This is a genomic window from Streptomyces sp. NRRL S-455 (assembly GCF_000717875.1).
GTDB lineage: Bacteria > Actinomycetota > Actinomycetes > Streptomycetales > Streptomycetaceae > Streptomyces.
Genome location: NZ_JOCT01000003.1, coordinates 65,875 through 89,938, shown reverse-complemented (window position 1 = coordinate 89,938; position 24,064 = coordinate 65,875). Strand labels below are relative to the sequence as shown.

At 72.8% G+C, this 24,064-nt stretch carries 18 protein-coding genes; 9 read left to right on the top strand and 9 right to left on the bottom strand.

Going from position 1 to position 24,064, the window contains the following annotated elements; translation table 11 throughout:
- Positions 1-166: 166 nt before the first annotated feature.
- Genes IE97_RS0104515 through IE97_RS0104505 form a run of 3 tightly spaced genes read right to left on the bottom strand, consistent with a single transcriptional unit; the run spans position 167 to position 2,148 of the window.
- Positions 167-1,066, bottom strand: a complete 900-nt coding sequence (locus tag IE97_RS0104515; RefSeq protein WP_030231382.1) for an aminoglycoside phosphotransferase family protein — start codon at positions 1,064-1,066, stop codon at positions 167-169.
- Between the two features lie 51 nt (positions 1,067-1,117).
- Positions 1,118-1,582 carry a ferritin-like domain-containing protein gene (locus IE97_RS0104510; protein WP_030231380.1) on the bottom strand — a complete coding sequence of 155 codons (465 nt, stop codon included), beginning with the start codon at positions 1,580-1,582 and terminating at the stop codon, positions 1,118-1,120.
- Positions 1,579-2,148 (bottom strand): hypothetical protein, encoded by a 570-nt coding sequence (locus IE97_RS0104505; protein WP_030231376.1) that lies wholly within the window; start codon positions 2,146-2,148, stop codon positions 1,579-1,581. Before IE97_RS0104505 ends, IE97_RS0104510 begins: the two co-directional genes overlap by 4 nt.
- Before the next feature lie 210 nt (positions 2,149-2,358).
- Between IE97_RS0104505 and rimP the strand changes: the two genes are divergently transcribed.
- The 9 genes from rimP (at position 2,359) to IE97_RS0104460 (ending at position 14,653) form a co-directional block, all read left to right on the top strand.
- Positions 2,359-2,868 carry a ribosome maturation factor RimP gene (gene rimP / locus IE97_RS0104500; RefSeq protein ID WP_030231373.1) on the top strand — a complete coding sequence of 170 codons (510 nt, stop codon included), beginning with the start codon at positions 2,359-2,361 and terminating at the stop codon, positions 2,866-2,868.
- A gap of 2 nt (positions 2,869-2,870) precedes the next feature.
- Positions 2,871-3,881: a transcription termination factor NusA gene (gene nusA, locus IE97_RS0104495; protein WP_030231371.1), complete on the top strand. Its 1,011-nt coding sequence runs from the start codon at positions 2,871-2,873 to the stop codon at positions 3,879-3,881.
- Between the two features lie 102 nt (positions 3,882-3,983).
- Positions 3,984-4,280 (top strand): YlxR family protein, encoded by a 297-nt coding sequence (locus IE97_RS39840; RefSeq protein WP_078603095.1) that lies wholly within the window; start codon positions 3,984-3,986, stop codon positions 4,278-4,280.
- Between the two features lie 144 nt (positions 4,281-4,424).
- A complete protein-coding gene (gene infB, locus IE97_RS39835) occupies positions 4,425-7,469 on the top strand; it encodes a translation initiation factor IF-2 (RefSeq protein WP_078603083.1) in 3,045 nt (1,014 codons plus the stop codon).
- Between the two features lie 186 nt (positions 7,470-7,655).
- The gene (locus IE97_RS0104480) at positions 7,656-7,949 is read left to right on the top strand and encodes a DUF503 domain-containing protein (RefSeq protein WP_030231365.1); all 294 of its coding nucleotides are present in this window, start codon (positions 7,656-7,658) and stop codon (positions 7,947-7,949) included.
- 44 nt (positions 7,950-7,993) lie between these two features.
- Entirely contained in the window at positions 7,994-8,446 is a 453-nt protein-coding gene (gene rbfA, locus IE97_RS0104475; protein ID WP_030231363.1) for a 30S ribosome-binding factor RbfA, read from the top strand.
- Positions 8,443-9,348, top strand: a complete 906-nt coding sequence (gene truB / locus IE97_RS0104470) for a tRNA pseudouridine(55) synthase TruB (protein ID WP_030231361.1) — start codon at positions 8,443-8,445, stop codon at positions 9,346-9,348. Before rbfA ends, truB begins: the two co-directional genes overlap by 4 nt.
- Before the next feature lie 259 nt (positions 9,349-9,607).
- Positions 9,608-13,531: a trypsin-like peptidase domain-containing protein gene (locus tag IE97_RS0104465; protein WP_030231357.1), complete on the top strand. Its 3,924-nt coding sequence runs from the start codon at positions 9,608-9,610 to the stop codon at positions 13,529-13,531.
- 168 nt (positions 13,532-13,699) lie between these two features.
- Positions 13,700-14,653, top strand: coding sequence for a bifunctional riboflavin kinase/FAD synthetase (locus IE97_RS0104460; protein WP_030231355.1), 954 nt, complete (start codon positions 13,700-13,702; stop codon positions 14,651-14,653).
- Between the two features lie 3 nt (positions 14,654-14,656).
- On the opposite strand, the gene IE97_RS0104455 is transcribed toward IE97_RS0104460, so the two are convergent.
- From IE97_RS0104455 to IE97_RS43410, 6 genes are all read right to left on the bottom strand, one after another.
- Positions 14,657-15,724: an ABC transporter ATP-binding protein gene (locus IE97_RS0104455; RefSeq protein WP_051704850.1), complete on the bottom strand. Its 1,068-nt coding sequence runs from the start codon at positions 15,722-15,724 to the stop codon at positions 14,657-14,659.
- Positions 15,721-16,791, bottom strand: a complete 1,071-nt coding sequence (locus IE97_RS0104450; RefSeq protein ID WP_420706052.1) for an ABC transporter ATP-binding protein — start codon at positions 16,789-16,791, stop codon at positions 15,721-15,723. The genes IE97_RS0104455 and IE97_RS0104450 overlap by 4 nt, the downstream gene beginning before the upstream one ends.
- Positions 16,737-17,651, bottom strand: a complete 915-nt coding sequence (locus IE97_RS0104445; RefSeq protein ID WP_030231348.1) for an ABC transporter permease — start codon at positions 17,649-17,651, stop codon at positions 16,737-16,739. The genes IE97_RS0104450 and IE97_RS0104445 overlap by 55 nt, the downstream gene beginning before the upstream one ends.
- The gene (locus tag IE97_RS0104440) at positions 17,648-18,697 is read right to left on the bottom strand and encodes an ABC transporter permease (RefSeq protein WP_030231346.1); all 1,050 of its coding nucleotides are present in this window, start codon (positions 18,695-18,697) and stop codon (positions 17,648-17,650) included. The genes IE97_RS0104445 and IE97_RS0104440 overlap by 4 nt, the downstream gene beginning before the upstream one ends.
- An 18-nt stretch (positions 18,698-18,715) precedes the next feature.
- Positions 18,716-20,569 carry an ABC transporter substrate-binding protein gene (locus IE97_RS0104435; RefSeq protein WP_030231343.1) on the bottom strand — a complete coding sequence of 618 codons (1,854 nt, stop codon included), beginning with the start codon at positions 20,567-20,569 and terminating at the stop codon, positions 18,716-18,718.
- A 352-nt stretch (positions 20,570-20,921) separates the two neighbouring features.
- Positions 20,922-24,050: an SCO5717 family growth-regulating ATPase gene (locus IE97_RS43410; RefSeq protein ID WP_078603082.1), complete on the bottom strand. Its 3,129-nt coding sequence runs from the start codon at positions 24,048-24,050 to the stop codon at positions 20,922-20,924.
- Between the last annotated feature and the right edge of the window lie 14 nt (positions 24,051-24,064).

Below are 24,064 nucleotides of genomic sequence, written 5' to 3'. Positions count from 1 at the left end.
AGCCCGGCGTGGCGGGGTGCCGCTGCGCCCACCCGTGCCGCCCCAGCGGCACGACTGCCCGCAGCTAGGGCGGCGACCATGGGCGCGCAGCCGGGGCGGCGACTACGGTCGCGTGGGCGCCCGGCCCGTTCCGGTGCGCGTGTGAACGCGGGGCCGGTCGGAGCGCTCACAGCCAGCTCGCGAACTCCAGCAGGTTCTCCGCGTCCCGCTGCCGCCCCACCCGCCGTGCCCGCACACCCGACTCCACGGCCCGGAACAGCGTCCATCCCCGCAGCCGCTCCTGGTCGACGTCGAGCGACTCCGCGAGCCGTTTCACCCGGCGCCGGGTCGTGCCCGCACCGGACGGCTGGGCGATCAGATCCTCCACCCGGTCGCGGACCAGCCGGGCCAGATCGAACGCGCACTCACCGACCACCGGGTCGGGACCCACGGCCAGCCACGGCATCCGCTCCCCGGCGAGCACCTTGCTCTGCCGGAACGTGCCGTGCAGCAGCAGGTGGTCGGGCGGCGCGGCCAGCAGCTCCGCACGCGCCCCGAGCGCCAGATCGACCAGCGGCGCCACCTCGGGATCGGCCTGGGCGCTCGCCCGCATTGCCTCGGCCTGCCGCCCGGTCCGCTCGGCCACCGTCTCGAAGGCGAAGTCGGCGGGCGGCTGCACCCACAGCCGCCGCAGCGTCCCGGCGGCCTCCAGCAGCGCCTTCGCCTCCGGCAGCGACCGCACCGACACATCCGGATGCAGCCGCTCCAGCAGCAGCACACCCTCGGTGACGAAGGGTTCGAGCAGCAGCACGGCACCCCGCCCGGCCCAGTGCGCGAGCGCGGCCCGCTCCGCCTCCGGGCGGGCCCGGCCCGGCGCCAGCTTGAGCACGGCGGGCGCCCCGTCGGCCCTGCGGACCAGCGCCACCAGGCTGCTGCGCCCGCCGGGCACCTGCACCCGCTCCACGGTCAACTCGCGCAGCGCGACGGCCTGCTGTGCCGCCTCGGGCAGCTTCTCCAGCCAGGCGTCACCGTCCGGTGCCGTCTCACCGAGCGCCCTGACCAGACGCTTCGGCGGTTCGAAAACCATGCGCGAGTCGTTCCCTTCATGCTGTCCGCGGTGCGTGCCCGCCCCTGCGCGTCACGCCGTGGGCGCCGCCGAGGGCGGAGCCGTGCTCGCCCGCTCGGTGAGCCCAGGGAAGGCTACGCTCTCACCGCGCCAGCGCACCGCCCGCACTGCCGCCTCCCGCAGCGCCTCGGCGGCCAGGGCCCGCCGCGCGCCGCCCGCCGCGCGCACCAGGTCCGAGTACACCCCGGCCACCCGGTCCTCCAGCTCGGCGGCGAGCCGCACGGCCGCCGCCGCGTCCGGCACCGGGAACGGAAGCGCGTACCCGGCGGCCGCGGCCACGGGCCTGCCCCCCAGGTCCTTCACCTCACGCACCAGCGCGTCCCGGCGCGCCCGGTGCGCGTCGTACGCCATCCGAGCCTGGCCGCGCTGCCCGGCGCCGATCCGCCCACCGACGACGCCGTACCCGTACACCGCCGCGTGCTCGGCCGCCAGCGCCGCCTGAAGGGCCCGCAGCTCCCCGTCCCTCGCCCCGCTCACGCGCCACCTTCCGTCAGCAGATACACGTGCGCCGCCCCGGCCGCCGACACCGAGGCCAGCAGCCGCGCCAGCTCGCCCGGCACGTCGAGCAGTGCCTTCGCCCGGCGGTCCGCCAGCTCCCGCTCGGCCGCCGCCAGCGCGGCGAGCGCGTCCTTGTCGTTCCCCGGCACGGTGACAGCCGCGGAAGAGGGGGCGGCAGAGGAAGCAGCAGAGGAAGAGGAGGACGGAGGATGTGTCGGAGAAGGTGTCGGAGAAGCAGACGCCTTCCGGCCGCCTCCTCCTAAGGCGCGCACGTGCCGTGCGGTTTCCTCCCGCAACGGCCACAGCCGCTCCGTCAGCGCCGGACGCGCGGCGATCACCGCGTCGTACCGCTCCACCAGCCGCTCGCTGTCCCGCGCCGCACGCGCGCGGGCCCGGTGCTCGGCGGTGGACCGGCCGTCGCGCCGGTCACCGGAGTCCTCGGCGCCGGCGGTGCAGCCCGCCAGGGCGAGGGCCGTCGAGCCGACGGCGAGCAGGCTCCTTCTGGGCGGCCCCGAGCGGGCGCGCGGCGATGAGGGGAACGGCACGTCAGACGTCCTCAGGGGGCTCGTACGAGAAGGAAGCGACTCTCAGTCGGGGCTGCACGCCCGTGATCACGGTACCCGGGCCCCGGCCCCGGACCACTCAGCGGCACCGTTCGTCACCGGGTGGACGGCAACACTCCCTGCGACCGGATACCCTTTGACCAGACACGCGACCCATCCCACAACAGCACACGCGGCCGAGGAGTCACCCGGATGAGCACCACCCAGAGCGAGAGGCTGCGAGAGCTGCTGGAGCCGCTCGTCAACTCCCAGGGCCTGGATCTCGAAGAGATCGCGGTGGACTCCGTCGGGCGCAAGCGTGTGCTGCGCGTCGTCGTCGACTCGGACACGGGCGCGGACCTGGACCAGATCGCCGATGTGAGCCGCGCGCTCTCGGCGAAGCTCGACGAGACCGACGCGATGGGCGAGGGGGAGTACACCCTCGAGGTCGGAACCCCTGGCGCGGAGCGCCCCCTCACGGAACACCGGCACTACGTCCGCGCCACGGACCGGCTGGTGAAGTTCCAGCTGGCCGAGGACGGTGAGCTGGTCGCCAGGATCCTGAAGGTCGACGAGGAGGGTGTCGACACCGAGGTGCCCGGGGTGAAGGGCCGCAAGCCCACGGCGCGCAGAATCGCCTTCGACGACATAGTCCGGGCGCGCGTCCAGGTCGAGTTCGGCCGCAAGGACAACAAGGACAACAAGAAGGAAGAGGAGGCGTAGCCGTGGACATCGACATGAGTGCCCTGCGGGGCTTGGTTCGGGAGAAGGAGATCTCCTTCGACCTGCTGGTCGAGGCGATCGAGTCGGCCCTCCTCATCGCCTACCACCGCACCGAGGGAAGCCGCCGCCACGCGCGCGTGGAGCTCAACCGGGAGACCGGCCATGTGACCGTGTGGGCGAAGGAGGAACCCGACGACCTCGAGGAGGGCCAGGAGCCCCGCGAGTTCGACGACACCCCGTCCGGCTTCGGCCGTATCGCCGCCACCACGGCCAAGCAGGTCATCCTGCAGCGCCTGCGCGACGCCGAGGACGACGCCACACTCGGCGAGTACGCCGGCCGCGAGGGCGACATCGTCACCGGAGTCGTCCAGCAGGGCCGCGACCCGAAGAACGTGCTCGTGGACATCGGCAAGCTCGAGGCCATCCTCCCCGTGCAGGAGCAGGTGCCGGGCGAGACCTACCCGCACGGCATGCGGCTGCGGTCGTACGTCGTCCGGGTGGCCAAGGGCGTCCGCGGCCCCTCCGTGACGCTGTCCCGTACGCATCCCAACCTGGTGAAGAAGCTCTTCGCCCTGGAGGTGCCGGAGATCGCCGACGGGTCCGTGGAGATCTCCGCGATCGCCCGCGAGGCCGGTCACCGCACGAAGATCGCCGTCCGTTCCACCCGGTCCGGTCTGAACGCCAAGGGTGCCTGCATCGGCCCCATGGGCGGCCGGGTGCGCAATGTGATGGGCGAGCTCAACGGTGAGAAGATCGACATCGTCGACTGGTCGGAGGACCCGGCCGAGATGGTGGCGAACGCACTGTCCCCGGCTCGTGTCTCGAAGGTCGAGATCGTGGACATGGCGACCCGGTCGGCCCGGGTGACCGTGCCCGACTACCAGCTGTCCCTGGCCATCGGCAAGGAGGGGCAGAACGCCCGGCTCGCCGCCCGGCTGACCGGCTGGCGCATCGACATCCGCCCGGACACGGAACCGGCCGGGGACCAGGCCCGAGAACAGGCCGGGGAATAGATCCAAGCCGCAGGCCGTTCAGATCACGACAGGTTTGTGCACGGCAACTGTTCGAATCCTGCCCCAAAGGGGTGAGGCGTGTACGGGGAGGTAGACTTAGCTGTGTCTGGCCGGACGCACGCCCGCGCATGCCCTGAACGTACCTGTGTGGGGTGTCGGGAGCGAGCGGCCAAGGCCGATCTGTTGCGGATCGTGGCGATCGAGGACACATGTGTCCCTGATCCACGCGGTACGCTGCCCGGCCGGGGTGCGTACATCCACCCCGCCGCGGTCTGTCTCGACCAGGCGGTACGCCGCCGGGCGTTCACCAGGGCACTGCGCGCCCCAGGAGCGCTCGACACAAAGGCGTTGCGTCGATACGTCGAGCAGACAACAGTTGCCGAGCAGGCAACACCGTAAGACGTGCCGCACGGAACCCCGTGTGGCTAGGTACCTCGCGAGTCGAAAGCAGGTCGAGATTGCGATGAGCACTCGATGAGTACGCGATGAGTACGCCCATGAACTAGCGACGGTCCGGCTTCACCCGGACCTCAAAGGAGCGAAGTGGCTAAGGTCCGGGTCTACGAACTCGCCAAGGAGTTCGGTGTCGAGAGCAAGGTCGTCATGGCCAAGCTCCAGGAGCTCGGTGAATTCGTCCGTTCGGCGTCTTCGACCATCGAAGCGCCCGTAGTACGCAAGCTGACTGACGCCTTCCAGCAGGGCGGCGGCAACGGCAGGTCCGCCGCGAAGCCCGCGGCCCCCAAGAAGGCAGCCCCCCGTCCCGCCGCGCCCTCTCCGGCGCAGGCGGCGCGTCCGGCTGCCCCGAAGCCGCCGGCCGCCCCCACCCCCAAGCCCGCGGCCCAGCAGCCGTCGGCCCCGTCGGGCCCGTCGGCTCCCGCGCCGGCTCCCGGTCCGCGTCCGACGCCGGGTCCCAAGCCCGCGCCGCGTCCGGCCCCGGCCGCGCCCGAGTTCCAGGCGCCGCCCTCGACGCCGTCCCCGGCCGCGCCGAAGCCCGGCGCGCGTCCCGGTGCCCCCAAGCCCGGCGGCCGCCCCTCCGGCGGTCCGGGCCAGGACCGCGGCGGCCAGGGCCAGCGCCCCGGCGGCCAGGGTCCGCGTCCCGGCGCCCCGGCGCCGCGTCAGGGTGGTCGTCCGGCCGGTCCGCGTCCGGGTAACAACCCCTTCACCTCGGGTGGCTCCACCGGTATGGCGCGCCCGCAGGCGCCCCGTCCGCAGGGTGGCCGTCCCGGCCCCGGCGGTCCCGGCGGCGGCCCCCGTCCCCAGGCGCCCGGCGCCCAGGGCGGCGGCCCGCGTCCCCAGGCTCCGGGCGGTAACCGCCCGACCCCGGGTTCGATGCCGCGTCCGCAGGGCGGTGGCCCGCGTCCCGGCGGCGGTCCCGCCGGTCCCCGTCCGAACCCCGGCATGATGCCGCAGCGTCCCGCTGCCGGCCCGCGTCCCGGCCCCGGTGGGGGTCGTGGTCCGGGCGGTGCGGGCCGTCCCGGTGGTGCCGGTCGTCCCGGCGGTGGCGGCGGCTTCGCCGGTCGTCCCGGTGGCGGCGGCGGTGGCGGTCGTCCGGGTGGCGGCGGCGGTTTCGCCGGTCGTCCCGGTGGCGGCGGCGGCTTCGGTGGCGGCGGTGGCCGTCCCGGCTTCGGCGGCCGTCCCGGCGGTCCCGGTGGCCGTGGTGGCACGCAGGGTGCGTTCGGCCGTCCCGGCGGTCCGGCGCGTCGTGGCCGCAAGTCGAAGCGGCAGCGCCGTCAGGAGTACGAGGCCATGCAGGCCCCGTCGGTCGGCGGTGTGATGCTGCCTCGCGGCAACGGCGAGACCGTTCGCCTGTCGCGCGGTGCCTCGCTCACCGACTTCGCGGAGAAGATCAACGCCAACCCGGCGTCGCTCGTCGCGGTCATGATGAACCTCGGTGAGATGGTCACGGCCACGCAGTCCGTCTCGGACGAGACGCTGCAGCTCCTCGCCGACGAGATGAACTACACGGTTCAGATCGTCAGCCCCGAGGAGGAGGACCGCGAGCTCCTCGAGTCCTTCGACATCGAGTTCGGCGAGGACGAGGGCGACGAGGAGGACCTCATGGTCCGCCCGCCGGTCGTCACCGTCATGGGTCACGTCGACCACGGTAAGACCCGGCTCCTCGACGCCATCCGCAAGACGAACGTCATCGCGGGCGAGGCCGGCGGCATCACCCAGCACATCGGTGCCTACCAGGTCGCGACCGAGGTCAACGACGAAGAGCGCAAGATCACCTTCATCGACACCCCGGGTCACGAGGCGTTCACCGCCATGCGTGCCCGTGGTGCGAGGTCGACCGACATCGCGATCCTGGTCGTCGCGGCCAACGACGGCGTCATGCCGCAGACGGTCGAGGCGCTCAACCACGCCAAGGCGGCCGAGGTCCCGATCGTCGTCGCGGTCAACAAGATCGACGTCGAGGGCGCCGACCCGACCAAGGTGCGCGGTCAGCTCACCGAGTACGGGCTGGTGGCCGAGGAGTACGGCGGCGACACGATGTTCGTCGACATCTCCGCCAAGCAGGGTCTGCACATCGACTCCCTGCTGGAGGCCGTGGTCCTCACGGCCGACGCCTCGCTCGACCTGCGGGCCAACCCGAACCAGGACGCGCAGGGCATCGCGATCGAGTCCCGTCTCGACCGCGGCCGTGGTGCCGTGTCGACGGTCCTCGTCCAGCGCGGCACGCTGCGGGTCGGCGACACCATGGTGGTCGGCGACGCGTACGGCCGGGTCCGGGCGATGCACGACGACAACGGCAACAGCGTGGCCGAGGCCGGCCCGTCGACGCCGGTGCAGGTCCTGGGCCTCACCAACGTCCCGGGTGCGGGCGACAACTTCCTCGTCGTCGACGAGGACCGTACGGCCCGTCAGATCGCGGAGAAGCGTGCGGCGCGCGAGCGCAACGCGGCCTTCGCCAAGCGCACGCGCCGCGTGTCGCTGGAGGACCTGGACAAGGTGCTGAAGGCCGGCGAGGTCCAGCAGCTGAACCTGATCATCAAGGGTGACGCTTCCGGTTCCGTCGAGGCCCTCGAGTCCTCGCTGCTCCAGCTGGACGTCGGCGAAGAGGTCGACATCCGCGTCCTGCACCGCGGCGTCGGTGCGGTCACGGAGTCCGACATCGACCTGGCCATGGGCTCCGACGCCATCGTCATCGGCTTCAACGTCCGCGCCGCCGGACGTGCGCAGCAGATGGCGGAGCGCGAGGGCGTGGACGTCCGCTACTACTCGGTCATCTACCAGGCGATCGAGGAGATCGAGGCGGCCCTCAAGGGCATGCTCAAGCCGGAGTTCGAGGAGGTCGAGCTCGGTACGGCGGAGATCCGCGAGGTCTTCAAGTCGTCCAAGCTGGGCAACATCGCGGGTGTTCTCATCCGCTCCGGCGAGGTCAGGCGGAACACCAAGGCCCGCCTGCTGCGCGACGGCAAGGTCGTCGCGGAGAACCTCAACATCGAGGGCCTGCGTCGCTTCAAGGACGACGTCACCGAGATCCGCGAAGGGTTCGAGGGCGGTATCAACCTCGGCAACTTCAACGACATCAAGGTCGACGACGTCATCGCGACGTACGAGATGCGCGAGAAGCCGCGGGTGTGACACCCACGGGTTCCTGACCGGCCGACGGGGCACCGCCCCGTCGGCCGGCTGGCCGTTGGCCTGCCGGCCGGTGCGGGCGAAAACCCCGTCGAGCCACCGGCAGGTTCGCGGTACCGTTCCTGATGTTCCTGCCGACCACACCGCAGGGCCATCGATCCCGTACCGGCGGGTCATCCGGATACACACATGTACGTGGGGACGCTGTCCTTCGACCTTCTCCTCGGCGACGTACGGTCGCTGAAGGAGAAGCGCTCCGTCGTCCGCCCGATCGTCGCCGAGCTCCAGCGCAAATACGCGGTGAGCGCGGCCGAGGTGGACCACATGGACCTCCATCGCAGGGCACGCATCGGCCTCGCGTTGGTGTCCGGCGACGCGGGGCACCTGAGCGACGTGCTCGACCGGTGCGAACGGCTCGTCGCCGGCCGCCCCGAGGTGGAGTTGCTGTCCGTCAGGCGGCGCTTCCACGGCGAAGACGACTGACGAACCGAGAACGACCCAGACAGGAAAGAACGGGAGACGGACCAGTGGCCGACAACGCGCGGGCTAAGAGGCTGGCGGACCTCATCCGAGAGGTGGTGGCCCAGAAGCTGCAGCGCGGGATCAAGGACCCGCGGCTCGGCTCGCACGTCACCATCACGGACACCCGGGTCACGGGTGACCTCAGGGAGGCGACCGTCTTCTACACCGTCTACGGGGACGACGAGGAGCGGGAGGCCGCCGCCGCGGGCCTGGAGAGCGCCAAGGGCATCCTGCGCTCCGAGGTCGGCCGTGCCGCCGGTGTGAAGTTCACGCCGACCCTGACCTTCGTCATGGACGCCCTCCCCGACACGGCCCGCAACATCGAGGACCTCCTCGACAAGGCGCGCCAGTCCGACGCCAAGGTGCGCGAGGCATCCGCGGGCGCGAAGTACGCCGGCGACGCCGACCCGTACCGGAAGCCGGACGAGGACGACGAGACGGACGACACCGCCGAATGACCCAGAAGCACACCACGCCCGACGGCCTCGTCATCGTCGACAAGCCGTCGGGCTTCACTTCGCACGACGTCGTCGCCAAGATGCGCGGCATCGCCAGAACACGACGCGTCGGGCACGCCGGAACCCTCGACCCGATGGCGACGGGCGTCCTCGTCCTCGGCCTCGAGAAGGCCACCAAGCTCCTCGGCCACCTCGCGCTGACCGAGAAGGAGTACCTGGGCACCATCCGGCTCGGGCAGAACACCCTCACGGACGACGCCGAGGGGGAGATCACCTCCTCCACGGACGCCTCCAAGGTCACCCGCGACGCCATCGACGCCGGCATCGCCAAGCTGACCGGCGACATCATGCAAGTGCCGTCCAAGGTCAGCGCCATCAAGATCAACGGCGTGCGGTCCTACAAGCGCGCCAGGGAGGGCGAGGAGTTCGAGATTCCGGCCCGGCCGGTCACGGTGTCCTCCTTCGGCGTGTACGACGTCAGGGACGCCGTCGCCGAGGACGGCACGGCCGTGCTCGACCTGGTGGTCTCGGTCGTCTGCTCCTCGGGCACGTACATCCGGGCCCTGGCCCGTGACCTGGGCGCCGACCTGGGCGTCGGCGGTCACCTCACCGCCCTGCGCCGTACCCGCGTCGGCCCGTACAAGCTGGACGCGGCCCGCACTCTCGACCAGCTCCAGCAGGAGCTGACCGTGATGCCGATCGCCGAGGCCGCGGCGGCCGCCTTCCCGCGCTGGGACGTCGACGCCCGGCGGGCCAAGCTGCTCACCAACGGCGTACGACTGGACATGCCCGACGAGTACGCGGGCTCGGGCCCGGTCGCCGTCTTCGGCCCGGAAGGCCGCCTCCTCGCCCTCGTCGAGGCACAGCGGGGCAAGGCCAAGAGCCTGGCCGTCTTCGGCTGACGGGCGTGCCGGGGGACCGGATGTCCGCCCGTGGAGCGGCGACGACGGAGTACCTCCACCGTCGCCGCTCCACGGTCCCCCTCGGTTCCCCCACCCCTAGGTCTATCCAGCCGTACCGTTTCGTTCACCCATCCGTGCGGGCGCTCGGAGTGAACCGGGGGAGCGGAAGGGGGCGCTTTCGCAAAGCGATCTGTCCCGCTGATCATCGCGCCCCTACCGTCGCACCCGAGGGCACAGGTGTACGGCGGGAGGCTCGACGATGATGTCGCGGAACCGGTCAGGGGAGAGGGACAGCAGCGCGGGAGGCTCCCAGGACCGCCCCGGAACAGCGGACCGGTCAACGGTGGCAGCGGGTACCGGCGACCGGGTCCCCGGCGAGGTGCTCGTCCGCATCCACGACCTCGCCGGCCGCCCCCGCGGCACCGGCTTCCTGGCCGACCACCGCGGCACCCTCGTCACCAGCCACGAGGCCGTCGACGGCCTGCCCCGGCTCGTGCTGCACGGAGCCGGAGGCCGTCGCCGGGTGGTGGCCGCCGAGGCCGTCACCCCGCTGCCCGCGCTCGGCCTGGCCCTCGTGCGCGCCGAGGGGCTCGGCGTGCCGCCGCTGCCCGTCACCGTGCGGGACGGCCAGGCGACCGGCGCCTACGTCCGGATCGCCGCCGACGGCTGGCGCGAGGCCCGCGTTCTGGGCTCGACCACGGTGACCTACACGGCCACGGACCACCGCCACCGTCTCGACGGCGCACTGGAGCTGGCGGTCGGCACGGCAGGGCGGGACGCCCTGCGGCGCGGTGGCGGAGCGGCCGGCGGCCCGGTGCTCGACCCGGAGACCGGCGCCGTCGTCGGTGTCCTCGGCACCGCGCTCAGCTCCGAGCACCGCGACGTCGGCTTCGCCGTACCGCTTCGACCAGGAACGCCCGGGGCGGCCGGCCCGCTCGCCGAGCTGCTCGCCGAGAACGCGGCGACGGTCCCCGCGTACGGTGCCGACCTCAACCTGGCCGGGGTGCTGGAGCTGACCCGCCCCTCGGTGCTGCAGGCCGGGCCGCCCGACCGCACCGGTCTGCCGGAACCGGTCGAACGGGTGGCCGTGAGGGCCGAGTTCGACGCGTTCACGGCTGGGTCCGCGGTTGTCCTCGGCCTGGTCGGGGCGCCCGGCAGCGGCCGTACGACGGAACTCGCGGCGCTCGCCGCGCGCCGGGGCCGGAGCGGGCATCCCACGCTGTGGCTGCGCGGCTCCGACCTGCGGGACGACGACGTGTCGATCGCGGACGCCGCCCGCCGGGCGCTGACCCGGGCCACACCTGTCGTGGCCGACTCGCGCGCCTCTCTCCACCCGGCCGGCCTGGGCGACACCACACCCGAGCGGCTCGCCCACCTCGCCGCTGACCTCGGCCGTCCCCTGCTGCTCCTCCTCGACGGCCCGGAGGAGATGCCGCCGGCGCTGGCCGGCCGGATGCCCGACTGGGCGGGCGGGACCGTGCGGTGGCTGCGGGAGACGGGAGTGCGGCTCGTCATGGCGTGCCGGGCGGAGTACTGGGAGGACGCCGGACTCCCTGCGGAGGTGCTGCACCGGCCCGCCGGAGCTTCCGGACATCCGGCGTGCGTCCGGCTCGGCGACCTCACCGAGGACGAGGCCAGGGAGGCCCGGTTACGGCACGGCCTCCCGGAGGGTGCCCTCGCCGGGACGGACGCCCGGCACCCTCTCACCCTCCGACTGCTCGCCGAGATCCGGGCCGCCTTCACCGACGGTCCCCGTGCCTACGAGGGCGGGGAAGCCGCCGCCGTTCTCGATGGCTTCGACGCCCCGGGATCTTTCATCACCTTCGGAGGCAGCGACGCTCCGGGGTTCTCCGTCACCTCCGGAGGCAGCGATTCCCCCAGCTTCGCCGCCACCTCGAGAGGCTCCGTCAGCCCAGGGGGCGCAGTCCCTCTCCCCGGCGCCGACGCCCCGGGGAGTCCCGCCACCTTGAGAGGCTCCGTCGTCCCAGGGGTCGCAGTCCCTCTCCCTGGCGCCGACGCCCCGGGGATCCCCGCCACCTCCAGGCGCCCCGTCGTCCGGGAGCTCGCCGCGCCCGTCGATGACACCGTTGTGGCAGGACTCGCCGTGCCTCTCAGCAACCCCCTCGTCCCAGTGTTCGCGGCCCCTCTTCCAGGCCCGGCCGCCCCGGGACCGGCCGTCCTTCCCCCAAACCCTGACGCCCCAGTCGTCCCCGCGGTGACCGTCGACCGGAACGACGTCTTCGCGGCCTACCTGGATCTGATGTCCCTGCGCATCGCCCAGCGGCTGGCCGCCGGGAACGGCCTCTGCGGTACCGCCGTGCGCCGGCTGGCCGCCAAGGTGGCCGGGCAGGTGCACGAGGCCGCCCGGCGCACGCTCGGTCCCGGGCCGGGGGAGCTGGACCCGGAGACGTTCGAGACGGTCTTCCCGTGTGGACCCGCCCCGGTGCGGCTCGGCGGCGGCACCGGCTGGGCGTCGGCCGTCCTCGCCGAGGGGCTGCTGGTGCCCGCCGGGCCCGGCTACCGCTTCGCCCACGAGGAACTCGCCGACTGGCTCCAGGGTATGCACCTCGACCTCGACGAGGCCCTGCACGCCCTCGTCCACGGCGGCCAGGAGCAGCTGTCCGACCCCGTGCCGCACCACCGCATCGGACCGGTCGTGCAGGCCCTGCTCTTCCTCGCCCGCCAGCACGGCGCCGGCCAACTGGCCTCCCGCCTGGCCGACCTGGTGCACGCCCTGGACGCCGACACCCGGTCCTGGTGGGCCGCCCGGCTGCTCGCCAGGACCCTGGAGGCCGTACCCGACGCCACGCCGTACACCGGGGTGCTGCGGCTGCTCGCCGACCGGATCGTGTGCTGGCGGCGGCAGGAGCGGCCCGTGCCCGAGGAGGTCGGACCCGCCTTCTGGACCGGCCTGCGGCTGCCGGAGGACACCCGCTTCACCTTGCTGCGACGGCTGGTCCACGCCGACGGCCCGCCGTGCGAGGCCGGTCCCCGGTTCCTGGACGCCGTCGCGCGGCTGCTCGTCACCGATCCCGCCGTCGTGCAACCGCTGCTCGTGCGCTGGTTCGACGACGAGCAGCCGCTGCCCGCCACCCCGCACGCGACCGTGGCCACGGCGGCGCAGGCGTTGCTGCACACGCATCGCCACCGGGCCCTGGACGAACTGACGGACACACTCGTCGACCGCGCGCACCGGCGGGCCGACGAACTGCTGGCCGTGCTGGCCGAGGAGGAGCCGTCGGCCGTGTGCAGGGCCGTCGACCGGTGGGCGCGCGACGAAGAGCTGGCGCGGCGGTCCGCAGCGGTGACCCACGGCCTCCGGGCCGCACCCCATGTGCGCACCGGCGGCGACCGCGCCCTGCTGCGTTACGCGGCCCTCACCCTGCTCGCCGCCCCCGCCGACCGCGCCCGGCACGGCGGCGCGCTCGCCCTCCTCGTCCAGGACCCGCACACACGGGTCCTCTACCTCCCGCGGGCGCTTGAGCACTTCGCGGCGGGCGACCCGCAGCTCCCTCCGGACGCGCTGGCCGGTGCCCTCCTGACCCACCCCGAGCCGGTCCTCGAGGCCTTCGCGGCGCGGCTGGAACGGCCGGACGGCGGGGAGGCGCTGCGGGCACTCGCCGACGCCACCCCGCCCGGCCTGGCCCCGCGCGTCGCCGCGCTGCTGCGGCAGGCGGCCGAGCGGCGGCCGGAACTCGCCGGGCAGACGGCCGCCCATGTGGACCAGCGGCTCGACCGGGGCCCTGACGCCCGGCCCGTGCTGCTGCCGCTGGTCACCGGCCTGCTGGAAGGCGGCCCGGTACGGCTGCGCTGCGCCCTCGCCACCGTCCTCGCCCCGCCCGGCACCCCCGCGTCCCGTCCGCTGCGCCGCGAACTGCGCGACGTGCTCCTCGCCCGCGAGCAGGACACCGACGTCCTGGACACGCTGCTGCACGCCGTCGCCCGGAACGGCGGCGACGACCCGCGCGAGCTCGTCCACCGCGTCGGCCTGCTCCTCGTCCGCACCCCGGAGGGCGCCGGCCGCCTCGACCGCGCCCTGGCCGACCTCAGCCGGCACGTACCCGGCTTCGCCGCCCGCGTGGCGACCTGGCTCGCGGACGCGCCCGAGCAGTGGGCGGCGCTGATCGGGCCCGGATCCCACCGGGTGCTCGAGAACCTGGCGGGCGTACATGTCCCCGCCTGACCGGCTCCCGCGCAGGCCGGACGGGGCCAGAGGCCGTGCCCCCTGTCACAGGCCCCATGCCGATGCCGACCGGGGGCACCCGGCATGGCACCCTTAGACCTGCGCACGAGGCAACCACGGACAACCACGGACACGGGTTCGACGAGCTTTCGACAAGGAGCAGGCACAGTGCAGCGCTGGCGTGGCTTGGAGGACATCCCCCAGGACTGGGGGCGCAGCGTCGTCACCATCGGCTCCTACGACGGAGTGCACCGCGGACACCAGCTGATCATCCGGCATGCCGTGAACCGCGCACGGGAGCTGGGCGTGCCCGCCGTGGTCGTCACCTTCGACCCGCACCCCAGCGAGGTCGTCCGCCCCGGCAGCCACCCGCCACTGCTCGCCCCGCACCACCGCCGCGCCGAACTCATGGCCGACCTGGGCGTGGACGCGGTGCTCATCCTCCCCTTCACGAGCGAGTTCTCGAAGCTTTCCCCGGCCGACTTCGTCGTCAAGGTGCTCGTCGACAAGCTGCACGCCAAGGCCGTCGTCGAGGGCCCCAACTTCCGCTTCGGGCACAAGGCCGCCGGCAACGTGGAATTCCTGACCGCGCAGGGCAAGACCTACGACTTCGAGGTCGAGGTCGTCGACCTGTACGTGAGGGGTGAGGCGGGCGGCGGGGAGCCGTTCTCCTCGACGCTGACCCGGCGGCTGGTCGCCGAGGGCGACGTCGAGGGCGCGGCGGAGATCCTGGGCCGTCCGCACCGGGTCGAGGGCGTGGTCGTGCGCGGTGCGCAGCGAGGTCGCGAACTGGGCTTTCCGACGGCCAACGTCGAGACGTTGCCGCACACGGCCATCCCGGCCGACGGTGTGTACGCCGGCTGGCTGCACGCCCAGGGCGAGGCGATGCCGGCGGCGATCTCCGTCGGCACGAATCCGCAGTTCGAGGGGACCGAGCGCACGGTGGAGGCCTACGCCATCGACCGGGTCGGGCTGGATCTGTACGGGTTGCACGTCGCGGTCGACTTCTTGGCGTTCGTGCGGGGGCAGGCCAAGTTCGACACGCTCGACGCGCTGCTGGAGCAGATGGGGCAGGACGTCCAGAAGTGCAGGGAGCTGGTGGCGGCTGACGGGGCTGCCTAGGGTTCATGTGTGCCGTCCGCGGGTGGGGTGTGGCTTTTCGCGCAGTTCCCCGCGCCCCTGGGACACGGGCGAAACTGCCCAATGGCATGCCACCTGGGACTCCCCGCCCCCGCTCAGTACCTCCAAGTCCTGGCCTCTGCACGCGTCCGCCACGCCCGCTGCCGCCGCCTCACCGCTCGCCAGGATCTGGCAGCGCGCGTGGAAACGGCAGCCGGACGGGACACGGGACGGATCCGGGGGCTCGCCCGTGAGGACCACCGGGGCCCCGGGAGCCTCCGGGAGCACTGACAGAAGCGCCTGGGTATAGGGATGCCGCGGTGCCGTCAGCACCTGCTCCACCGGACCCGTCTCCACGATCCGGCCCAGATACATCACGGCGACCCGGTCGGCGATGTTCCACGCCAGCCCCAGGTCGTGCGTGACGACCAGGGCGGACAGGCCCAGATCGGTGCGCAGGCGCAGGAGCAGGGCGAGGATCTCACCGCGGACGGACGCGTCCAGGGAGGCCACCGGCTCGTCGGCGACGAGGAGTTCGGGTTCCAGGACCAGCGCGCCGGCGATGACGACACGCTGACGCTGCCCACCCGACAGCTCGTGCGGGTAGCGCAGGAAGAAGCGCTCCGGCGGCCGTAGCCCGGCCCGGGAGAGGGCCTCGGCGACGGCCGCGCGCTCGTCGCCGCCGTGGCCGTGGATACGCAGGCCCTCGGCGACCGCGTCATACACCGTGTGACGGGGGTTGAGGGAGCCGCTCGGGTCCTGGAGGACCAACTGGACGCGCTTGCGGTACGCCTTCAGGGACCGGCCGGAGTACTCCAGCGGGCGGCCGTCGAAGGTGACCCGGCCGGCGGTCGGCTCGACCAGGCCCAGCAGCGAGCGGGCCAGGGTCGTCTTCCCGCAGCCGGACTCGCCGACCAGCGCGACGATCTCACCGGGCCGGATGTCGAGGTCGACCCCGTCCACCGCGCGGGCCCGGGGTCCGCCGTGCCGGCCGGGGAACGTGACGTAGAGGCCCTGGGCGCTCAGCAGAGGCGTTGTCGTGACGGCGTCGGGGGGTGTGGGGGACGTGGTCATGGCGTGGGCGGCCTCGCTTCCTCCAGGGCCTCCAGTTCCTCCCGGGCCTCGCCCGCCCCGCCCGCGGGCGGGCCGACCAGCACACACGCCGCCCGCCGTTCCGGCCCTGCCGCCCGCAGCACCGGATCGTTCTCAGGGCACGACTCCAGCGCCGCGGGACACCTCGGATGGAAGGCGCAGCCGGACGGCAGCGCCGCCGGGTCGGGCGGGTCGCCCGCGAGTCCCCGCGGAGCGAACCGGGACGCCGGGTCGCCGATGCGCGGGAACGCGGCCGACAGCGCCCTGGCGTACGGGTGCCGGGCGTCCTCGTACACCAGCGCCGCCGGGCCCTCCTCGACCACCCGGCCCGCGTACATCACCGCGAGCCGGTCGCAGGTGTCGGCGAGGACCGCCAGGTCGTGGCTGATCATGATGAGGCCGAGGTCCTGGTCCGTGACCAGCTGCTCGATGAGCCGGAGGATCTGGGCCTGGATCATCACGTCGAGCGCGGTGGTCGGCTCGTCGGCGATGATCAGCCGCGGGTCGCAGGCCAGGGCCATGGCGATCATGACGCGCTGGCGTTGCCCGCCGGACAGCTCATGCGGAAAGGCGTTCGCGCGGGCCGCCGGGAGACCGACCTGCTCCAGCAGCTCCCCGGTCTTCTTCCTCGCCCCGGCCGGGGTCGCCTTCCGGTGCAGCAGGATCGGTTCGGCGATCTGGTCGCCGACACGGTGCACGGCGTTGAGGGAGTGCATCGCGCCCTGGAAGACGACGGAGGCGCCGGCCCAGCGGACCGCCCGCACCCGGCCCCACTTCATGGTCAGCACGTCCTCGCCGTCGAGCAGGACCTCCCCGGTGATCCGGGTGCCCGCCGGCAGCAGCCGCAGCAGGGCCAGTGCCAGCGTGGACTTGCCGCAGCCGGACTCACCGGCCAGGCCCAGCTTCCGGCCCGCGTCCACCCGCAGGTCCACCCCGCGCACGGCGGCCGACCCGCCCGCGTACGTCACCGTCAGGCCCCTGACCTCCAGCAGACTCACCGCGACACCCCCAGCCTGGGGTTGAGGACGGACTCCACGGCCCGCCCGCACAGCGTGAACGCCAGCGCCACCACGGCGATGGCGATGCCCGGCGGCACCAGGTACCACCAGTCCCCGGCACTGACCGCGCCCGCCTCCCGCGCGTCCTGGAGCAGCCCGCCCCACGACACGGTCGTCGGGTCACCGAGGCCGAGGAAGGCGAGCGTCGCCTCGGCGAGGATGGCGCTGGAGATGATCAGGGTCGTCTGGGCCAGCACCAGCGGCATCACATTGGGCAGCACATGCCGGGACATGATGTGCCAGTGGCCGCCCCCGAGCGCCTTCGCCCGCTCGATGTACGGGCGGGTCTCCACCGCCAGCGTCTGCGCGCGCACCAGCCGGGCCGTGGTCGGCCAGGTGGTGACGCCGATCGCGACGACGGTCGTGGTCAGCGAGCGGGACATCACCGTGGCCAGGGCGATCGCCAGGACCAGCGTCGGCATGACCAGGAACCAGTCGGTGATCCGCATCATCACCGTCGCGTACCAGCCCTTGAAGTGGCCGGCCGTCACGCCGATCAGCGTGCCGATCGCGACCGACAGCACGGCGGCGAGCAGCCCGACCAGCAGTGACACCCGCGAGCCCCAGACCACCAGGCCCAGCAGGTCCCGGCCGAACTGGTCGGTGCCGAGCGGGAAGTCGGCACTCGGGCTCTGCATCGGACGCCCCGGCGCGTGCGTCACACTGCTCACGTCGGAGCCGACGAACAGCGGCGCGCACAACGCCAGCAGCGTGCACAACGCGAGCACGGTCAGGCCGTACAGCCCCGCCCGCTCGGCGCGGTACTGCCGCCAGAAGCGCGCGACGGACGCCCGCCGCCGCTGCCGGGCGAGGGCGCGCGGGCTCAGGGACGGGCCGGTTGTCGTCGTCATCGGGCCACCCGGGGGTCCAGCAGCGGATAGACCAGGTCGGCGAGAGTGTTCATCACGATCACCGCGGCGGCGAACACGAAGAACAGCCCCTGCACGAGCGGCAGGTCGGGCACGCTCAGCGCCTGGTAGAACAGCCCGCCGAGGCCCGGCCAGGAGAACACCGTCTCCACCAGGATCACGCCCGCCACCGTCCGGCCGAGGTTGATGAAGATCAGCGTCACGGTCGGCAGCAGCGCGTTCGGCACGGCGTGCCGGCGGCGGACGAGATCGTCGCGCAGCCCCTTGGCCCGCGCGGTCGTCAGATAGTCGCTGCCCATCTCGTCCAGCAGCGCCGACCGGGTGACCAGCAGCGTCTGCCCGTACTCCACGGCCACCAGCGTCACCACCGGCAGCACCAGATGGTGAGCCACATCCAGGACGTACCCGAAGCCCTCCTCGCCGCCCGACTCCATGCCGCCGGTGGGGAACATCCCGGGCAGCGGGCCGACACCCACCGACAGCACGATGATCAGCAGCAGTCCGAGCCAGAACGACGGGACGGAGTACAGCGTCAGCGCGAGGCCGGTGTTGAACCGGTCACCGAGCTTGCCGCGCCGCCACGCCGAGCGCGTGCCGAGGAAGATGCCCAGCGCCGTGTAGAGGACGAAGGCGGTCCCGGTGAGCAGCAGGGTGTTCGGCACCGCTTCCGTGATCTTGTCGACGACGGGGGCGCGGAACTGGTACGACGTACCGAAGTCGCCGGTGAGCGCCTTGCCGCAGTAGTCCGTGAACTGCCGCCACAGCGGCAGATCGAGCCCGAACTCCTCGCGGTAGGCGGCCAGCTGCTCGGCCGACACCTGACGGCCGCCGGTCATGGTCTTCACCGGGTCGCCGGGAATCAGCCGGAACAGGAAGAAGCTGGTGACGAGCACGGCCAGCAGCGACACGGCCGCGCCCGCCACCTTGCCGGCCAGGTACCGCGGGTACGCGGAGCCCTTGTGCACCCGCGGCCCGGCCGCCGTCCGCTGCTTGTCCTCGACCAGCGCGGGAGTCGCGTCAGCGGTCATCAGTCCCCGATCGCCCGTCTACTCGCGGTCCTCGGCGGTGGCCCGCCGCCGCATCGCCGCGAAGGCCCCGAGCCCGCCGAGGATCACCACACCCGCGACGATCGCGACCACGACCCCGGTGGAGGACGCGTTGTCCGACGAGCCGCTCGAATCCGCCGGGACCGCCGACCACCAGCTCCAGTAGCCGTCCTGACCGTAGATGTTCCCCGCCTTCGCCGGCATGGTCGTGATCGACTTGATCTGGTCCGTCCGGTAGGCCTCGACCGCGTTGGGATACGCCATGACGTTCATGTACCCGAGGTCGTACAGCCGCGACTCCATCTGCTTGACGATGTCCGCCCGTTTGGCGGGGTCGTACTCGGCGAGCTGCCGGGCGTAGAGCTCGTCGTACTTCCGGTCGCAGATGAAGTTGTCCGTCGCGCCCGTGTCCTCCGGGGTCGCCGGGAGCGCCCCGCAGGTGTGGATGGACAGGACGAAGTCCGGGTCCGGGTTGACCGACCAGCCGTCGAACGCCAGGTCGTACTCGCCGGCCAGCCAGGGGTCGGTCACGTTGTCCAGGCAGTTGAGCCGGACGCCGATGCCGAGCTCGCCCCACCACTCCTGCAGGTACTTGCCGACGGCCTTGTCGTTCGGGTCGGTGGCGTGACACAGGACGCGGTAGGTGATGGGCTTGCCGTCCTTGCCGACGCGCTTGCCGGCACCGTTCTTCCGGTACCCCGCCTGGTCGAGCAGCTGTGCCGCCTTCGCCGGGTCGTACGCCAGCTTCTGGCTCGCGGACGGCTTCCAGAAGTAGTTCTGGAAGCGCGGCGGGATGTAGCCCTCGCCCTCGACGGCGTGGCCCTGGAACACCTTGTCGATGATGGCCTCGCGGTCGACGGCCATGAACAGCGCGTTCCGCACCCGCCGGTCCAGCAGGGAGGGGTGGCCGTCACCGAACTTCTCGCCGTTCTTCGCCTTCGCGCCCGGGTTCGTGGCCAGGGCGTAGAAACGGCGGCCGGGGGCGTCGTTGACCGCGATGTCGTCCGCGCCCTCCAGCGACGCCGCCTGAGCGGGCGTCAGGGAGGGCGACCCGGCGACGAAGGACACCTCGCCCTTGCGCAGCGCCGACACGGCCGCGTCCTGGTCCTTGTAGTAGCGGAAGACCAGCTCGTCGAACTTCGGCGACCCGCGCCAGAAGCCCTTGTTGGCCTTGAGCCGCACGTAGCTGTCGGCCTTGTACCCGGTCAGCGTGAACGGCCCGTTGCCGACCACCGGGAAGCTCTTGTCGTTGTTGAACTCGGAGAAGTCCGTGACCTTCTCCCAGACGTGCTTCGGCACGATCGGCACGTCGAGCGCGGTCATGGTGGCCTGTGGCTTCTTCAGCTCGATGACCAGCTTGGTGGGGCTCGGGGCGGTCACGCTCCTGAAGTTCCCGACGTAACTGCCGTTCGCCGTCGCGGCGCCGTCGTCGGTCATCATCTTGTTGAACGTCCACGCCGCGTCCTCGGCGGTGGCCTGCCTGCCGTCCGACCACTTCGAGTTCGAGCGGATCGTGTACGTCCAGGTCAGCTTGTCCGGTGACGGCTCCCACTTGGTGGCCAGGCCCGGGATGGCGTGGTTGTCCTTGGGGTCGTAGTTCGTCAGGTACTCGTACATGAGCCGGTGGATGCTCGTGCTGAGCAGCCGGACCGCCAGGAACGGACTGAGCGAGTCCACGCTCTGCGCCACCGCGACAGTCAGCACCTTCTTGCCGTCGTCGGCCGCCCGGGCCTGCCGGGGCGCCGGGTCGAGCGGGGTCGCGAGACCGGCGGTGAGAGTGAGCGCGGCCGCCCCGGCCACGGCGACGAGCCTGAGGCCGCGCGGGAGGCTGCGTGTCTGATCGTTCGTGCCCATGGTCGGACCTCGCGTCATCGCTCGGACGGGAAGGACGGGTTGATCAGCTGTCAGTGGTTGCTGAGTGTGTATCAGCGGCCGTTCCCACCGTCAACGGCGCGTTCACCCCTTGTGGCCTGCGGAAATAACGAATTGGTGAGCTTTTCGCGCCCATTGGTAGAGACCACTGACGCGCTCCTGGCCAGGGCCTGGCAACGGATTTCACCCCGGAACGCGCCGTGGCCCGCGCCAAGGGGAACGGCACGGGCCGAGGGGGAACCGCACGGGCCTGAAAAACCGGATCGGCCCCTCGAAAGGGGCCGATCGGGTGATGGTGCGAGGGCCGGCCACCGGCTCCGGCCGGCTCACGCCGCTACTGCTGTGTCCAGCCGGGCGGTACGACCCCCTGCTGCGGATCCTGGGCCGGCGGCGCCGACTGCTGCCATCCCTGACCCGGCCCGGGCTGCTGCGGAGGCTGCTGCCATCCCTGACCCGGCTGGGGGGCATCACCGGGCTGGCCGTACGGCTGCTGTGGATACGGCTGCTGAGGGTGCGGCTGCTGAGGGTGGGCCTGCTGAGGGTGGGCGTATCCCTGCTGGGGGTGCTGGAACTGCACGTTCGGGTTGCCGAAACCCTGCTGCGTGCGGGCGATGTCCTCGGCGATGAGGGCGGCGAGATCGAAGTAGGCCTCGCGGGTCTTGGGACGCATCATGTCGAGGTCCACCTCGGCGCCCGCCGCGAGGTGCTCGTCGAAGGGCACCACGACGACGCCGCGGCAGCGGGTCTCGAAGTGCGCGACGATGTCCTCCACCTTGATCATCTTGCCCGTCTCGCGGACACCGGAGATCACGGTGACCGACCGCTGGACGAGATCGGCGAACCCGTTCGCCGACAGCCAGTCGAGCGTCGTCGAGGCGCTGCTGGCACCGTCCACCGAGGGGGTGGAGATGATGATCAGCTGGTCGGCGAGGTCCAGGACGCCGCGCATCGCGCTGTAGAGCAGACCCGTACCCGAGTCCGTCAGGATGATCGGGTACTGCCGGCCCAGCACCTCGAGCGCGCTGCGGTAGTCCTGGTCGTTGAAGGTGGTGGAGACCGCCGGGTCCACGTCGTTGGCGATGATCTCCAGCCCGGAGGGCGCCTGCGAGGTGAAGCGGCGGATGTCCATGTAGCTGTTCAGCTGCGGGATCGCCTGAACCAGGTCACGGATGGTGGCACCCGTCTCGCGCCGGACCCGCCGGCCGAGTGTCCCGGCGTCCGGGTTGGCGTCGATCGCCAGGATCTTGTCCTGCCGCTCGCTGGCCAGCGTGGCGCCGAGCGCCATGGTCGTCGTGGTCTTGCCGACGCCGCCCTTGAGGCTGATGACCGCGATCCGGTAGCACGACATCACCGGCGTACGGATCAGACCCAGCTTCCGCTGCCGTTCCGCCTCCTCCTTCTTGGCGCCGAACTTGAAGCGGGACGGGCCGGAGGTGTTCTTGCGGGCCTTGGGCTGGTTGCGCAGCAGCCGGTCGGACGTGAGCTCCACGGCTGCGTTGTAACCCAGCGGGGTGCCGGGCGCGGCCTGCTGCTGGGGGGCACCGGGCCCGCCGGGCTGCGGGCCGGGCGGGGCGGTCCAGCCCTGGTTGCCGTAGGCGGCGGGCGGGGTGGCGGACTGCTGGGGCTGGGGCTGGGGCTGAGCCGGCTGTTGCTGGTTGGGTGCGGGCTGCTGCGGCTGGGCGGGCTGCGGGTAGCCGTAGCCCGCCTGCTGGGGCGGATATCCGTAACCGGCCTGCGCGGGGTGGGGCGCCTGCTGGGGCGGATAGTCGTCACCGGGCTGGCCGGGCTGGCCGGGCTGGCCGGGCTGTCCTGGCTGGGGGGCCTGCTGCGGGTAGCCGTAACCGGCGGCCTGGGGCTGCGGCGGCTGTCCGGGCTGCCCCGGCTGTCCGGGCTGTCCCGGCTGGGGGGCCTGCTGCGGGTAGCCGTAACCGGCGGCCTGGGGTTGCGGCGGCTGTCCGGGCTGCCCCGGCTGTCCTGGCTGGGGAGCCTGCTGCGGGTAGCCGTAACCAGCGGCTTGAGGGTGTCCGGCATGCGGCTGTGCGGGCTGGGGGGCCTGAGGAGCCTGTCGCGGGTCGACCGGTGCGGGCTGCCCGCCTTGCTGCGGCGGCTGTGCGGGCTGCTGAGCCGGGTAGCCGGGCGGCTGAGCCGGGTAGCCAGGCTGCTGCGGCGGGTGGCCAGGCTGCTGGGCCGGGCCGAACGAGCCCTGCGGAGGGGCCTGGTGCCCGGGCTGCCCGGGCTGCGGCGGGGAGGGAGGCTGAGGGTAGCCGTATCCGCCGGCCTGCCCGGCCGCGGCCTGCTGGTCCGGCTGTCCTCCCTGCGGCGGTACTCCCTGCCCCGGGTGCGCGGGCACGAACCCCTGCGGCAGCGGGGGGAGTTGCTGGTCGGGCTGGTGCGGTGCGGGAGCCTCCCCGGTGGGCTGCGCCTGTGGCTGCTGCCCCTGAGCCGCGGGCTCAGGAGCCGCGGGCGCGGGCCCAGGAGCGGCGGGCGCCGGCTCCGTCCCTGCCTCCGGCTCCGCTTCCGCCGTCGCCGGCGCGGCCTCGGTGTCGGTCTGTGCGGGGGAGTCCGCGTCGGGGACGTCCGGCGTCTCGTCGCCCTCCGTACCGGACACGGGTTCGTCGGAGTCACCCGACTCCGCCTCGTCGCTCCGTCCGGCCTCCGGCTCCACGTCGTCGTCACCGCCGAACAGCCGCGCCGCTTCGGCGTCGGCGGCGGCATGGTTGACCTCGGCCTCCGGCTGCTCCGGCATCGGCCGTACGGGGGCGTGCTGTTCAGGGGCGTGCTGTTCAGGGTCTCGCTGTTCGGGGGCCTCCGCGGCCGGGACGCCCGCCGCCGGGGTGGCGGTCTGGGACGTACCGCCCTGGGTGTCCTCGCCGACCGGGCGCAGCACGGGGAAGCCCGGGGCGGCGGGCGGCTGGGCAGGCGTGTGCTGCTGGGGCGCCGGCTGACCACCCGACGTGTCCTGGCTCGACGGGGGCGCAGCGGCTCCCGGCTGCTGGGGGTAGCCGTACCCGCCGGGCGCCGGGGCGGCGTCCGGCGCGGGCTGCTGCGGAAATCCGTAGCCACCCGTGGCCGAGCCCTGCTGGGGCGCGCCGGGCGAGCCCTGGGCCTGAGCGGGCGGCGAGGGCTGTGGGGGCTGTGGGGGCTGTGCGGGCGGCTGCGGTACGCCCTGTGCGGGCTGTGCCGCCTGTGCGGGCGGCTGTGCCGGTACGGAAGGGGGCGAAGCGGGGCGCTGTGCGGCGGGACCACCCGGAGGCCCGCCGGAGGTCCCTACGGGAGGGCCGGCCGGCGGCGGCGGTGGCCCGGCGCTCTGCTGGCCGCCGGCTGTGGAGCCGCTCCCCGTGCTTTGGGCGTACCAGGCGGGAGGCGTGTAGACGATTTCGAACTCGCCGGTGAGATCCACCTCGTGATCGTCCCCGTCCGAGGAAGGGCTCCCGCCGTTGTACTCGGACCGATCCCTGTTCACTGCTTGCCTCCTGG